The sequence below is a fragment of the Azospirillum sp. TSH20 genome (assembly GCF_003115935.1).
Taxonomy (GTDB): Bacteria; Pseudomonadota; Alphaproteobacteria; order Azospirillales; family Azospirillaceae; genus Azospirillum.
In genome coordinates, this window is sequence record NZ_LGQU01000032.1 from 42,320 (window position 1) to 54,961 (window position 12,642).

At 68.7% G+C, this 12,642-nt stretch carries 12 protein-coding genes; 6 read left to right on the top strand and 6 right to left on the bottom strand.

Features of this window, described 5'->3' with window-relative positions:
- The first annotated feature begins 86 nt into the window (after nt 1-86).
- On the top strand, nt 87-2,735 hold the full coding sequence (gene mutS, locus TSH20_RS09390; protein ID WP_109074599.1) for a DNA mismatch repair protein MutS: 2,649 nt from the start codon (nt 87-89) through the stop codon (nt 2,733-2,735).
- 173 nt (nt 2,736-2,908) lie between these two features.
- On the opposite strand, the gene TSH20_RS09395 is transcribed toward mutS, so the two are convergent.
- From TSH20_RS09395 to radA, 4 genes are all read right to left on the bottom strand, one after another.
- The gene (locus TSH20_RS09395; protein ID WP_109074474.1) at nt 2,909-3,616 is read right to left on the bottom strand and encodes an SDR family NAD(P)-dependent oxidoreductase; all 708 of its coding nucleotides are present in this window, start codon (nt 3,614-3,616) and stop codon (nt 2,909-2,911) included.
- Between the two features lie 78 nt (nt 3,617-3,694).
- Nucleotides 3,695-5,143 carry an amidophosphoribosyltransferase gene (gene purF / locus TSH20_RS09400; RefSeq protein WP_136705443.1) on the bottom strand — a complete coding sequence of 483 codons (1,449 nt, stop codon included), beginning with the start codon at nt 5,141-5,143 and terminating at the stop codon, nt 3,695-3,697.
- Nucleotides 5,144-5,246: 103 nt separating this feature from the next.
- Complete coding sequence (locus TSH20_RS09405; protein WP_109074476.1) at nt 5,247-5,936, bottom strand: CvpA family protein; 690 nt, start codon at nt 5,934-5,936, stop codon at nt 5,247-5,249.
- Nucleotides 5,937-5,980: 44 nt separating this feature from the next.
- Entirely contained in the window at nt 5,981-7,429 is a 1,449-nt protein-coding gene (gene radA, locus TSH20_RS09410) for a DNA repair protein RadA (protein WP_109074477.1), read from the bottom strand.
- 187 nt (nt 7,430-7,616) lie between these two features.
- On the opposite strand from radA, the gene map reads away from it, so the two are divergent.
- From map to TSH20_RS09430, 4 genes are read left to right on the top strand one after another with little or no spacing between them, the layout of a single operon-like run.
- Entirely contained in the window at nt 7,617-8,426 is an 810-nt protein-coding gene (gene map, locus TSH20_RS09415) for a type I methionyl aminopeptidase (protein WP_109074478.1), read from the top strand.
- Nucleotides 8,423-9,025, top strand: coding sequence for an NUDIX hydrolase (locus TSH20_RS09420; protein WP_109074479.1), 603 nt, complete (start codon nt 8,423-8,425; stop codon nt 9,023-9,025). Before map ends, TSH20_RS09420 begins: the two co-directional genes overlap by 4 nt.
- 38 nt (nt 9,026-9,063) lie before the next feature.
- Complete coding sequence (locus TSH20_RS09425) at nt 9,064-9,657, top strand: Uma2 family endonuclease (protein WP_109074480.1); 594 nt, start codon at nt 9,064-9,066, stop codon at nt 9,655-9,657.
- Nucleotides 9,650-10,102: a cupin domain-containing protein gene (locus tag TSH20_RS09430; RefSeq protein WP_109074481.1), complete on the top strand. Its 453-nt coding sequence runs from the start codon at nt 9,650-9,652 to the stop codon at nt 10,100-10,102. The genes TSH20_RS09425 and TSH20_RS09430 overlap by 8 nt, the downstream gene beginning before the upstream one ends.
- Nucleotides 10,103-10,186: 84 nt before the next feature.
- Here TSH20_RS09430 and TSH20_RS09435 read toward each other — a convergent pair whose 3' ends face one another.
- Nucleotides 10,187-11,785, bottom strand: a complete 1,599-nt coding sequence (locus TSH20_RS09435; protein ID WP_109074482.1) for a multicopper oxidase domain-containing protein — start codon at nt 11,783-11,785, stop codon at nt 10,187-10,189.
- A gap of 70 nt (nt 11,786-11,855) precedes the next feature.
- Nucleotides 11,856-12,218, bottom strand: a complete 363-nt coding sequence (locus TSH20_RS09440; RefSeq protein WP_146205377.1) for a hypothetical protein — start codon at nt 12,216-12,218, stop codon at nt 11,856-11,858.
- A gap of 150 nt (nt 12,219-12,368) precedes the next feature.
- Here TSH20_RS09440 and TSH20_RS09445 point away from each other — a divergent pair, with 150 nt between their 5' ends.
- The gene (locus TSH20_RS09445; protein WP_247871290.1) at nt 12,369-12,641 is read left to right on the top strand and encodes a hypothetical protein; all 273 of its coding nucleotides are present in this window, start codon (nt 12,369-12,371) and stop codon (nt 12,639-12,641) included.
- Nucleotide 12,642 lies beyond the last annotated feature (1 nt).

The following is a 12,642-nucleotide window of genomic DNA, read 5'->3' on the forward strand; positions in this document are numbered from 1 at the left end:
GCGCTCCTGATACAACACTCCTCCAAGGCCCCGTGGTTCCCGTGTCCGACACCGCAGAAATCGTCATCCCGCCCGACGCCACCCCGATGATGGCGCAGTATCTGGAGATCAAGCAGGCGCATCCCGATTGCCTGTTGTTCTACCGGATGGGCGACTTCTACGAGATGTTCTTCGAGGATGCGGTCAATGCCGCGGCGGCGCTGGACATCGCGCTGACCAAGCGCGGCCTGCATCTGGGCGAAGACATCCCGATGTGCGGCGTGCCGGTGCATTCCCACGAGAATTACCTGCAGCGCCTGATCCGCCAGGGCTTCCGCGTCGCCATCTGCGAACAGATGGAAGACCCGGCCGAGGCGAAGAAGCGCGGGTCGAAGTCGGTGGTGAAGCGCGGCGTCATCCGCATCGTCACCCCCGGCACCCTGACCGAGGACAGCCTGCTCGACGCCCGCTCCTCCAACTGGCTGGCGGCGGTGGCGGAGACGGCGGGCGGGCTGGGGCTGGCCTGGCTGGAGATGTCGACCGGCGAGCTGGTGGTGCAGCCGGTGGAGCGCTCTGGGCAAGGGACATCCCTGGGCGCGGCGCTGGGACGGCTCGATCCGCAGGAAGTGCTGATCTCCGAGAAGCTGAGCCAGACGCCGGAGCTGTTCGAGCTGTGGGGCGAATGGAAGTCGCGGCTGACCGTGCAGCCCAACCCGCGATTCGACAGCGAGAACGGCAAGCAGCGCCTGCTGACCCAGTATGGAGTCGGCACGCTCGACGCCTTCGGCAATTTCAGCCGGGCGGAGGTCGCGGCGGCCGGCGCGCTGGTCGGCTATGTCGAGCTGACGCAGAAGGGGCGCGTGCCGCGCCTGTCGCCGCCGCGCCGGCTGGGACCGGGGGCGGTGATGGAGATCGACGCCTCCACCGCGCGCAATCTCGAACTGACGCGGACGCTGAGCGGGGAGCGGCGCGGCAGCCTGCTCGCCACCATCGACCGCACGGTGACAGGGGCCGGCGCCCGGCTGCTCTGCGCCCATCTGGCCGCCCCGCTGACCGATCCCGCCGCCATCGGCCGCCGGCTGGACATGGTGGAGTTCGCGCTGGCCGAGGAGCGGCTGCGCGGCGAACTGCGGCAGGCGTTGCGGAGCTGCCCGGATCTGGAACGCGCGCTGTCGCGGCTGACGCTGGGGCGTGGGGGACCGCGCGATCTGGCGGCGATCCGCGACGGGCTGCGGCAGGCCGGGCTGATCCGGGAACTATTGGCCGGCGCCATGCCGCTGCCGGACGGGTTGGCGGCGCTCGACAAGCGGCTGGGCGCGCATTCGGAACTGGTCGACCAGCTGACCCAGGCCCTGGCGCCGGAGCTGCCGCTGCTGGCGCGCGACGGCGGTTTCATTGCCCGCGACTACAGCTATGCGCTGGACGAGCTGGTGACGCTGCGCGACGAGAGCCGGCGGCTGATCGCGGGATTGCAGACGAAATATGCCGAGATCGCCAGGGTGCCGTCGCTGAAGGTCAAGCACAACAACGTGCTGGGCTATCACATCGAGGTCACCGCCGCCCATGCCGACAAGCTGATGTCGGACCGGGCCCGCGAGGTCTTCATGCACCGGCAGACCATGGCGAACGCCGTGCGCTTCGGCACGGTCGAGCTGTCGGATTTGGAGCGGCGGATTTCAGAGGCGGCCGACCGGGCGCTGGCGGTGGAGCTGGAGCTGTTCGGCGGGCTGGTGGAGGCGGTGGCTGCCAAGGCCGACGCCATTGCCCAGGCGGCGCACGCCCTGGCTGCGCTGGACGTCGCCACCTCGCTGGCCGAACTGGCGGAGGAACGGCGCTACAGCCGGCCGCTAGTGGATGACAGCCTGGGCTTCACCATCAAGGGCGGGCGGCATCCGGTGGTGGAGGCGGTTCTGGACGCCGCCCATGGCGGGCCGTTCGTGGCCAACGACTGCGACCTCGCGCCGGACAACCGGCTTTGGCTGCTGACCGGTCCGAACATGGCCGGTAAATCGACCTTCCTGCGGCAGAACGCGCTGATCGCGGTGCTGGCGCAGATGGGCAGCTTCGTGCCGGCGGAACAGGCGCATATCGGGGTGGTGGATCGGCTGTACAGCCGTGTCGGCGCCGCCGACGATCTGGCGCGCGGGCGCTCCACCTTCATGGTCGAGATGGTGGAGACGGCGGCGATCCTGAACCAGTCGGGCTCCCGGGCGCTGGTGATCCTCGACGAAATCGGGCGCGGCACGGCGACCTTCGACGGGTTGTCGATCGCCTGGGCCTGCGTCGAGCATCTGCACGACGTGAACCGCTGCCGGGCGCTGTTCGCCACGCACTATCATGAATTGACCATGCTGGCGTCGAAGCTGCCGGCGCTGTCCTGCCACACCATGCGGATCAAGGAATGGCAGGGCGACGTGGTGTTCCTGCACGAGGTGACGGCGGGGGCGGCGGATCGCAGCTATGGCATCCACGTCGCCAAGCTGGCCGGGCTGCCGCCCGCGGTGGTCGGGCGGGCGGACGAGGTGCTGAAGCTGCTGGAGTCGGGTGACCAGAACGCGACGATCCACCGACTGGCCGAGGATCTGCCGCTGTTCAGCGCAGCGCTGAAGCGGCCGGCGCCGAAGGTGGAGGCGGAGGTCGCGCCTGTGGGGCCGTCGGCGGTGGAAGAGGCTTTGGCGGGGATCGATCCGGACAGTCTGACGCCGCGGCAGGCGTTGGAGGAGCTGTATCGGCTAAGGGGGATGGTGAAGGGGTGAGGTTTTTTGGGGAGTGGGTGCGTCGGGTGCCCCCTCCCCATCCCTCCCCCGCTTCGCGGGAGAGGGGGTTGGAGCTTTGCGGGAGTTTAGCAAAGGAGCGGCGGCAGTCCCCTCTCCCGCGGAACGCGGGGGAGGGTTAGGGAGGGGGCAATCGCCTCATCTCCCGCCGCACTTCACTGCGCCAGCACCAGCTCCCCGTGCCGCTCGCAGCCGGCCTCGGCCAGTTCCACGAAGCGCTCGGTCACATCGTCGGGCTGGGCGACCTTCGTCGGGTCCTCGCCCGGAAACGCCTGGGTGCGCAGCTTGCTCGCCACCACGCCGGGGTCGATCAGGTTGACGCGCAGGGTCGAGCCGGAGACCTCCATCGCGTAGGTCTTCACGATCATCTCCAGCGCCGCCTTGCTGGCACCGTAGGGCATCCAGTAATGGTGCGGCGCCTTGGCGGCGGCCGAGGTGACGAAGATGGCGCGGCCGGTGCCCGACGCGCGCAGCAGCGGGTCCATCGAACGGATCAGGCGGAAATTCGCCGTCACGTTCAGGTCCATCACCCGCGCCCACAGCTTCGGATCATACTGGGCGACCGGGCCGAGCGCCTCCAGGGCACCGGCATTGCCGACGACGACGTCCAGTTTGCCGAAACGCTGGTAGAGCGCGTGGCCGAGCTGGTCGATCTTGTCGTAATCGCGGAGATCCATCGGCACCAGGGTCGCCGACTGGCCGGAGATCTTCTGGATGGCGTCGTCGGTCTCCTCCAGCCCGCCGACGGTGCGGGCGACCAGGACCAGATGGGCGCCTTCGGCGGCGAAGCGCTTGGCGACGGCGGCGCCGATGCCGCGCGATGCACCGGTGACGAGGGCGATGCGGCCGGAGAGACGGGACATGGGGACGACTCGTTTCCTGGGATTATTGTTCGTTCACATATGAAAATCCCTCCCCCGTGGCCGGGAGAGGGATGATCGTCAGGCGCGGACGGCGACGTTCGCCTCGACCGGCGGATTTTCCAGCGCGTCGGTCAGTGGGATCGGGTAGTCGCCGGTGAAGCAGGCGTCGCAATAGCCGAGATTGGCCGGGTCGCGCTTCTCCTCGCCCATCGCCCGATAGAGGCCGTCGAGCGAGATGAAGGCGAGGCTGTCGGCCTGGATGAACTCGCGCATCTGCTCCACCGTCATGCGGTGGGCCAGCAGCTTGCCCTGCTCCGGCGTGTCGATGCCGTAGAAGCAGGGGTGCGAGGTCGGCGGGCTGGAGATGCGCATGTGCACCTCGGCGGCACCGGCGGCGCGCACCATCTCGACGATCTTCTTCGAGGTGGTGCCGCGAACGATGCTGTCGTCCACCAGCACGACGCGCTTGCCCTCGATCATCGCGCGGTTGGCGTTGTGCTTCAGCTTCACACCGAGGTGACGGATCTGGTCGGTCGGCTCGATGAAGGTGCGGCCGACATAGTGGTTGCGGATGATGCCGAGGTCGAAGGGCACGCCGGCTTCCTGGGCGTAGCCCAGCGCCGCAGGCACGCCGCTGTCGGGCACCGGCACGATCACGTCGGCGGGCACGCCGGCCTCGCGGGCCAGCTCACGGCCGATGCGCTGGCGGGCCTGATAGACGGAGGTGCCCTCCATCACGCTGTCGGGACGGGCGAAGTAGATGTATTCGAAGATGCACAGGCGGCGCTGCTGCGGCTGGAACGGGCGCAGGCTGTGGACGCCGCTGCCGTCGATGACGATCATCTCGCCCGGCTCGACGTCGCGGACATATTCGGCGCCGACGATGTCGAAGGCGCAGGTCTCGCTCGCCAGCAGATGGGTGTCGCCCAGCTTGCCCAGCACCAGCGGACGGACGCCGAGCGCGTCACGCACGCCGATCACCTCCTTGGAGGTCAGCGCCACCAGGGAGAAGGCGCCCTCGACCTGCCGCACCGCCTCGATCAGGCGATCGACCGGCGAGCCGCCGCGGGCGGTCGCCATCAGGTGGACGATCACCTCGGTGTCGGTGGAGGACTGGAACAGGCAGCCGCGGCGGACCAGCTGGCGGCGCAGGGCCTGCGCGTTGGTCAGGTTGCCGTTGTGGGCCAGCGCGAAGCCGCCGAACTCGAAATCGGCATAGAGCGGCTGGACGTTGCGGATCGAGGTGTCGCCGGTGGTGGCGTAGCGCACATGGCCGATGGCGCTGCCGCCCTTCAGCTTGGCGATGATCGCCTCGGAGCTGAAATGGTCGCCGACAAGGCCCAGCGTGTGCTGGAGATGGAAGCGCCCGCCGTCGAAGCTGACGATGCCCGCCGCCTCCTGCCCGCGGTGCTGCAGGGCGTGCAGGCCCAGCGCCGTGATGGCGCCCGCCTGCGGGTTGCCGTAGATGCCGAACACGCCGCACTCTTCGCGCAGCTTGTCGTCGTCGAACGGATGCGTCGTCAGCATCACCAGAAGTCCTTCGTCCAAGAGGCGCCGAGGGCGCGCGTCAGCACATGCAACGAAAAAACGGTCCACAAACGTCGATAGCGCCGAAACCGAGCGGTCAAGCTCAGCGGGCGTTGTTCTGCATCAGCCTTTCAAGGTCGGCGCGGTCGCGGTCCTTATAACCGGTATCGGGCGCCTGCGCACCCCCGGTCTTCGCGGGGCTGGGCACCGGTGTCGACAGGCGGTCGAGCGCCTGCTTGGCCTCAATCGCCTGACGCGCACGGTCGCGCGCCATGTCCATCTGGCCGAGACCTTCCCGGCGCAGAGTCTCCGGCACGAAGGCATAGAGGGTCTCGGCGCCCGCGGCCAGGAAGGGGCGGGTCTTCGCCTGCTGCAGCCACACCGGCTGTTCGGCCTGATTCGGCACCAGCCAGACGAAGAACAGGTAGGCGATGGACACCAGCACCCCGCCCTTCACCAGCCCAAAGGCAAAACCCAGCGTGCGGTCGAGCGCCGACAGGGCCGAGGCCTGCACCCCACGCGACAGGCTGCGCCCCAGCAGCGACAGCACGATCAGCGCGACGATGAACACCGCCACCGCCGAGGCGGCGTAGGCCAGCATCTCGAACCGGATATAGATCTGCGCGTAGGGAAGGACATGGGGCAGCGCGTAGAGCGTGACGATCGCGGCGCCGGCCCAGGCGGCGACCGACACCACCTCGGCCACCAGACCCCGGCTGAAGGCCAGAAGCGCGGCCAGAAGCACGACGGCGATGACGACGATGTCGACCGGATTGACGGGAAGATTGTCCATGTCCCTGTGCCGATTGCCTGTACCGATTGATGACGGGGGTGCGGTCAGATGTATTCGTCATCGCGCCAGCGGCGCGTGTCGTTGTCGTCGTGAGGGCGACGCGAAGGCGGCCGGCCGGAGGAGCCCTGCGGCTGGAACAGCGGCATCAGCTCGCCCAACTGCTGGAGTTCGATGGTCTTCAGGCCGTTGTCGCCGCGGCTGCCCTTCTTGCCGGTGCGCCGCGCCGGGAAGATGGCGGAGGAGAAGCCGAGCTTCGCCGCCTCCTTCAGGCGCGTGTCGCTCTGGCCGACGGCGCGGACCTCGCCCGACAAGCCGATCTCGCCGAACACCACGGCGTCGGCGGGAACCGGCTCCCCGGTCAGAGAGGAGACCAGCGCGGCGGCGACGGCGAGGTCGGCGGCGGGTTCGGTGATGCGCAGGCCGCCGGCGACGTTCAGATAGACGTCGTTGGCGCCGATCTGCACGCCGCAGCGCGCCTCCAGCACCGCCAGCACCATGGCGAGACGGGCCGAGTCCCAGCCGACCACGGCGCGGCGCGGCGTGCCGAGCGGCGACGGGGCGACCAGCGCCTGCACCTCCACCAGGACGGGGCGGGTGCCCTCCATCCCGGCGAAGACGGCGGCGCCGGACACGTCGCCCCGGCGTTCGGCCAGGAACAGGGCGGACGGGTTGGCGACCTCGCCGAGACCGGCGTCGCCCATCTCGAACACGCCGATCTCGTCGGTCGGGCCGAAGCGGTTCTTCACAGCGCGCAGGATGCGGAACTGGTGGCCGCGTTCGCCTTCGAAATAGAGGACGGTGTCGACCATGTGCTCCAGCACGCGGGGACCGGCGATCATGCCTTCCTTGGTGACATGGCCGACCAGAAGCAGCACGACTCCGCGCCGCTTGGCGACGCGGATCAGCTCCTGCGCGCTGGCGCGGACCTGGGCGACGGTGCCGGGGGCGCTGTCCAGATTGTCCATATACATGGTCTGGATCGAATCGATGACGATCACCTCCGGACCCTTGGCGTCGTCCAGCGAGGCGACGATGTCGCGCACGCTGGTGGCCGAGGCCAGATCGACGGGGGCGGTGGCGCAGCCGAGGCGCTGGGCGCGCAGGCGGACCTGATCGACCGCCTCCTCGCCCGAGACATAGGCGCAGCGGTGATCCTGCGACAGCCGGGCCATCGCCTGGAGCAGAAGGGTCGATTTGCCGATGCCGGGGTCGCCGCCGATCAGGATGGCCGAGCCGGGAACCAGCCCGCCGCCGCAGACGCGGTCGAACTCGGCGATGCCGGTCATGCGGCGCGGCGGCGCCTCGCTGGAGCCATGCAGGCCGACGAAGTCGATGCGGCGGCCGCGCGCGGTGCCCAGCCCCTTGGGCGCGCTGTCGGGCGCCGCCTCCTCGACGAGGCTGTTCCATTCGCCGCAGGCGTCGCACTTGCCTGCCCATTTCGGGAAGGAGGCGCCGCAGGCCTGACAGACATATCGGGTGGTGGGCTTCGCCAAAGGTCTGGTAGTCCGATGGGGATAGGGCCCGCCACATATAGCAAGCCGTTCCGCCGAATCCTACGTTTGCAGGGGTGGAATGCAGGGGCTTTTTTCAGACCCCCGGCGTGATAGCTTGTTGCGCCGTCTGCGGATGAGCGCAGCGGTTGAAAGATGTCCGAGGAATTACGTGACGGATGACGGTTTGATGGACAAGGATGGACGGCGGATCGTGCTGCACGGTCCGGAAGGGTTCGAGGCGGTGCGCAAGGCCTGCCGGCTGGCTGCCGAGACACTGGACTACATCGTACCCTTCGTGGTGCCGGGCGTCAGCACCGGGCGACTCGACAAGCTGATCGAGGAGTTCCAGCGTGACCGCGGCGGGATTCCGGCGACGCTGGGCTATCAGGGCTATCCGGCCAGCAGCTGCATCTCGCCCAACCACATCGTCAACCACGGCATCCCCAGCGACGACAAGACGCTGGTCGAGGGCGACATCGTCAACATCGACGTCACCGTGATCCTCGATGGCTGGTACGGCGACAGCAGCCGCATGTTCTTCGTCGGCGAGAAGATTGGCGTGAAGGCGCGCAAGCTGGTCGATCTGACGTACCGCTGCATGATGGCCGGCATCGCCCAGGCCAAGCCGGGCAATCATCTGGGCGACATCGGCCATGCCATCCAGACGATGGCGGAGGCGGCGCGCTGCTCCGTCGTGCGCGATTTCGGCGGGCACGGCATCGGGCAGGTCTTCCACGGCGCCCCGCATGTCGATCATTTCGGCAAGCCCGGCACCGGCGTGGAACTGCGCCCCGGCATGATCTTCACGGTGGAGCCGATGATCAACGCCGGCCGGCCGGAGGTGAAGATCCTCTCCGACGGCTGGACCACGGTCACCCGCGACCGCTCGCTGTCAGCGCAGTTCGAGCACCAGATCGGCATCACGGAGGACGGCTGCGAGATCTTCACCCTCTCCCCCGCCGGCTTCACCCAGCCTCCCTATGGAAACGCCGCATGAGCGACGAACTGAAGCCGTGGGAGGTGGTGGGCAGCCGCGAGCTGCTGGACGCCAGCCCGTACCTGAAGGTGCGGGCGGAGACGGTGCGGCTGCCGGACGGGCGGACGGTGGAGAATTTCTATCAGCTGGACCAGCCCGACTTCGCCTTGATGTATGTCGAGACCGAGGACGGCAAGGTCGTGATGCTGCGCACCTACAAGCACGGGGCGCGGCGGGTCAGCCTGACTTTCCCGGCCGGCGCCATCGACCCAGGCGAGGAGCCGCTGGAGGCCGCCAAGCGCGAACTGCTGGAAGAGACCGGCTATGCCGCCGACGACTGGACGGCGCTGGGCGGCTTCGTCGTCGGGGCCAACTCCAAGGGCAGCACCTGCCACATGTTCCACGCCAAGGGCGCCCGCAAGGTGGCGGAGCCCGAAGCCAGTATTTCTGGAGGCGACCTGGAGGACATGCGGATCGAGCTGCACAGCGCGCGCGAGCTGATCGACGCGGCGGCGCGCGGCGATTATGCGGTGCTGCCGGTGATCGCCATGCTGGGGGCGATGCTGATGCCGGAACTGCGCGAGGGGCTGGGCATGGCGGCGCGGATGCGGTCGGTGTAGAAAGACAGGGCAACCTATTACTGACCGGGAGGGCGGCCATGGCCCTGCGCAAACAGCGCCGGATGACGCTGGACGAGTTTCTCGCCTGGGAGGAGCGGCAGGAAAGCCGCCACGAATTCCTCCAGGGCGAGATCGTCGCCATGGTCGGTGGGACGGTCGCCCACAACCAGATCTCCGGCAACATCTACGCCGCCCTGCGCGCGGCGCTGCGCGGCTCAACCTGCCGGGTGTTCCAGGAGACGATGCGGATCCTGGCCGACGAGTCGGTGTTCTATCCGGACGTCTTCGTCACCTGTACTGCGCTGGACGACCGCGACCGGCTGGCAACCGAGCCGACGGTGATCGTCGAGGTGCTGTCGGACAGCACGTCGAGCTACGACCACACAACCAAAAGCGCAGCTTACCGCACCCTGCCCTCCCTGACCCAATATGTGCTGGTCCATCAGCGCGTGGCTGTGGTGGAAAGCTTCCGCCGGGCGGACGACGGCTGGACCCATGAGTTGATCTCCGGGCGGGAGGGCGTGCTTACGATCGCCGCGCTGGAGATGACGTTGCCGCTGTCCACGATCTATGAGGACACGCGGGTGACCTTCGACCTGACCATCCATTTGGGCGACACCGACGATGCCTGAACACGCCTTGTCCGCCGAGCGGCTGATCGAATTGCTGGGGTTGCAGCCGCATCCGGAAGGGGGCTGTTACGTCGAGACCTATCGGGCGCCGGCGGATGGCGAGCGCGGGGCGGTGACGGCGATCTATTTCCTGCTGCGGGCGGGGGAGCGGTCGCACTGGCATACCGTGGATGCCGTGGAGATCTGGCTCTGGCATGGCGGGGCGCCGCTGGAGCTTTCGATTTTCGAAGAAGGCGGGACGGTCGAGCGCCGACGGCTGGGGATGGACATCGCCGCTGGCGAACGGCCGCAGGCGGTGGTGCCGGTCGGGGCGTGGCAGGCGGCGCGGAGCCTGGCAGACGGACCGGACGGCTGGTCGCTGGTGAGCTGCACCGTGGCGCCGGCCTTTGAGTTCGCCGGGTTCAGGATGGCGCCGGACGGGTGGGAGCCGGCGGAGGAGCTGTGAGGGGCTGCTGACCGCCCGCCCTCCCCCGGCTTTCAGACCGGGAGAGGGTTGCGCTCGCGGTTCAATGCGGTACGTCAGCCCTCCTCAAACGAACCCCTCATAGACCACCTCAGTCATCATCCCCGTCGTCATGTGCAGCAGGTTGTGGCAGTGCAGCGGCCAACGGCCGGGGTTGTCGGCGTCGAAGGCGATGGTCACGCTGGCCATCATCGGCACCAGAACGGTGTCGCGCACCGCCCCCGCCACCGGCCGGCCGTCGATCGCCACCACCTGGAAATGGTGGCCGTGCAGGTGCATGGGATGCGCCATCATCGAGGCGTTTTCAAAGGTCAGCTCCACCCGCTGGCCCTGGCGGACCAGCAGCGGACGGTGCTGGCCGAAGGTCCTGCCGTCCAGGCTCCAGACATAGGGCATCATCGACCCGGTCAGCTGCATCCGCCGCGTCTGGTCGGCCGTCCGCGCCGCCAGTGGCGTCATCGCGACCAACTGGCGCTCCAGCGACAGGTCCAGCGCGTCGGTCTCCGCCTGCCCCGTCTCCGCGACCTTCTCCACCGCCGCGCCGGGGGTGGCGAGGATGATGCCGGTGCGCTGCACCGCCCCTTCGCGCAGAGCCAGGATCGGGAAGGCGCCGCCGTCGGCGGGCAAGGTCATGCGGATGTCGAGCCGCTGCCCCATCGACAGGCCGAAACGGCTGCCCTCCACCGGTTGCACCGGGTTGCCGTCGGCGGCGATCACCTGCCCGGTCAGCCGCCCGAGGTCTAGATGGAAGGCGGTGGAGGTGGCGCCGTTGATGACGCGCAGCCGCACCCGCCCGCCGCGTTCCACCCGCACCACCTGCGGATCGGCAAGGGTGCGGTCGTTGGCGAGATAGGCGTCGTAATCGATGTCGTTCAGGTCCATCGCCATGCCGCCGGACATGCCGATCATGTCATGCCCGTTGGCCTGAGGCGTGGACGCGTGCCCCATGGCACCGTGGTTCATCTGGCCCTGGCTCATCTGGCCCTGGTTCATCTGATTGTGGTTCATTTGGCCATGATTCATGGAGCCGTGGTTCATGGCCCCCTGCCCCATGCTCGTGGCACCATGCCCGCCATGCCCCATCCCGCCGGACGGCCCGCCCAGCGACGCCAGAATCTCGGCCGGGTCGCGGAAGGTGAAGTCGTGCAGCAGGATGACCACCTCCTGCTCGTCGGCGCGGAGATCCTCGTCGCTGCGGACCACCAGGGGGGCGGCCATCAGCCGTTGCTCCTGCATCCCATGGTGGGAGTGCATCCAGTGGGTGCCGGTGCGCGGCGCGAAGTCGTAGCGCACCGTCAGGCCGTCGCGGATCGTCGGCCGGTTCACGTCGGCGACGCCGTCCTGGACATAGGGCGGCGTCTGGCCATGCCAGTGGATGACGGCGTCCTCCCCGGCCCTGTTCGTGAGGTCGACCAGAAAGCGCCGGCCGGGATCGAGGGTCAGCCCATGCGTGCCGTCGGGCTGGCGGATGCCGAACATGCTGGCGGCCTTGCCGTTCACCTCCAGGGTGCGGCGCTCGACGGTCAGGCGGACGGCATCGCCGGAAGCCGGGCCGGGAATGGGAGCGGCTGCCAGGACGGAGCGGGAAAAGGACGGCAACAGGGCGGCACAGCCGCCGGCCACCGCCGTGGACAGCAGACGGCGGCGGGAAAGCGCGAGAGCCATGACGGACTCCGGATGATCGGGGGAGATGGGACGGATGACGGCGCCGTTCAGGACCTGCGGCGCAAGACCATCATCCCAGCCGGGGTGGCGGCAGATCGGGGCGCAGGCCCAGCCCCTCGCGCAACGGCCCGGCGGCCCAGCCCAACTTGGGCCCCGCCGACCGGCACGGCGACGCCAGCTCGGCACCCGGCAATCCGACCGGCACGGCGGCGCAGGCCATTCCGGCGCAGCAGGGCTGCACCGCATGGTGCGGTCGGCCTGGTGCCTGCCGGCCATGGTCCACCCTGGTCGCGTCCATCGCGTGGGACATAGTGCGCGACGCGACAGTGGCGGGTGAACCCGGCCGCTCATGCGGGCACGCGGCGGCGGCGGCACCCGACCACAGCAGCAGGCCGAACATCACGAGGACCATCGCCCCCGCGACACCGCTCAACCTTCGCATCCAGTCGGCGACGCGCATCGGCACCGCACCGCTCCCGCTTGTTGTCAGCCTTTTCAGATAGGCCCGAGGGCCGAACCGGTCAACCACCTCCCACCGCAGGACAAGCCCTCTACCCATTCGGTCTTAGGCGTTTTCCCGAGCATGGAACTGCAACACACCACCCCTATATTGGCGGTCACCCGAAACCAGCCCGAACCCTTCCAGATGTCCGCCTCCGCCCGTCCGGCCAATTTCCCACAATCCGCGACCCGCCAACTGCATTGCGCCTGCTGCGGCCGCCCCTTCGTCCGTCCGTCCACGCGGGGACCGGCGCCGCTCTATTGCTCGGTGGATTGCCAGAAGCAGATGCGGGTCCGCACGCGGGTGTGGAGCCAGCGCGACGACGCGCCGTTCGGCCTGCGCCGCGCCTCTTAGC

Bases quoted from the DNA above. Each gene is read 5' to 3' on its own strand.
- mutS (WP_109074599.1), top strand. From the start codon at position 87: ATGATGGCGCAGTATCTGGAGATCAAGCAGGCGCATCCCGATTGCCTG.
- TSH20_RS09395 (WP_109074474.1), bottom strand. From the start codon at position 3,616: ATGTCCCGTCTCTCCGGCCGCATCGCCCTCGTCACCGGTGCATCGCGC.
- purF (WP_136705443.1), bottom strand. From the start codon at position 5,143: ATGCTGACGACGCATCCGTTCGACGACGACAAGCTGCGCGAAGAGTGC.
- TSH20_RS09405 (WP_109074476.1), bottom strand. From the start codon at position 5,936: ATGGACAATCTTCCCGTCAATCCGGTCGACATCGTCGTCATCGCCGTC.
- map (WP_109074478.1), top strand. From the start codon at position 7,617: ATGGACAAGGATGGACGGCGGATCGTGCTGCACGGTCCGGAAGGGTTC.
- TSH20_RS09420 (WP_109074479.1), top strand. From the start codon at position 8,423: ATGAGCGACGAACTGAAGCCGTGGGAGGTGGTGGGCAGCCGCGAGCTG.
- TSH20_RS09425 (WP_109074480.1), top strand. From the start codon at position 9,064: ATGGCCCTGCGCAAACAGCGCCGGATGACGCTGGACGAGTTTCTCGCC.
- TSH20_RS09430 (WP_109074481.1), top strand. From the start codon at position 9,650: ATGCCTGAACACGCCTTGTCCGCCGAGCGGCTGATCGAATTGCTGGGG.
- TSH20_RS09435 (WP_109074482.1), bottom strand. From the start codon at position 11,785: ATGGCTCTCGCGCTTTCCCGCCGCCGTCTGCTGTCCACGGCGGTGGCC.
- TSH20_RS09445 (WP_247871290.1), top strand. From the start codon at position 12,369: ATGGAACTGCAACACACCACCCCTATATTGGCGGTCACCCGAAACCAG.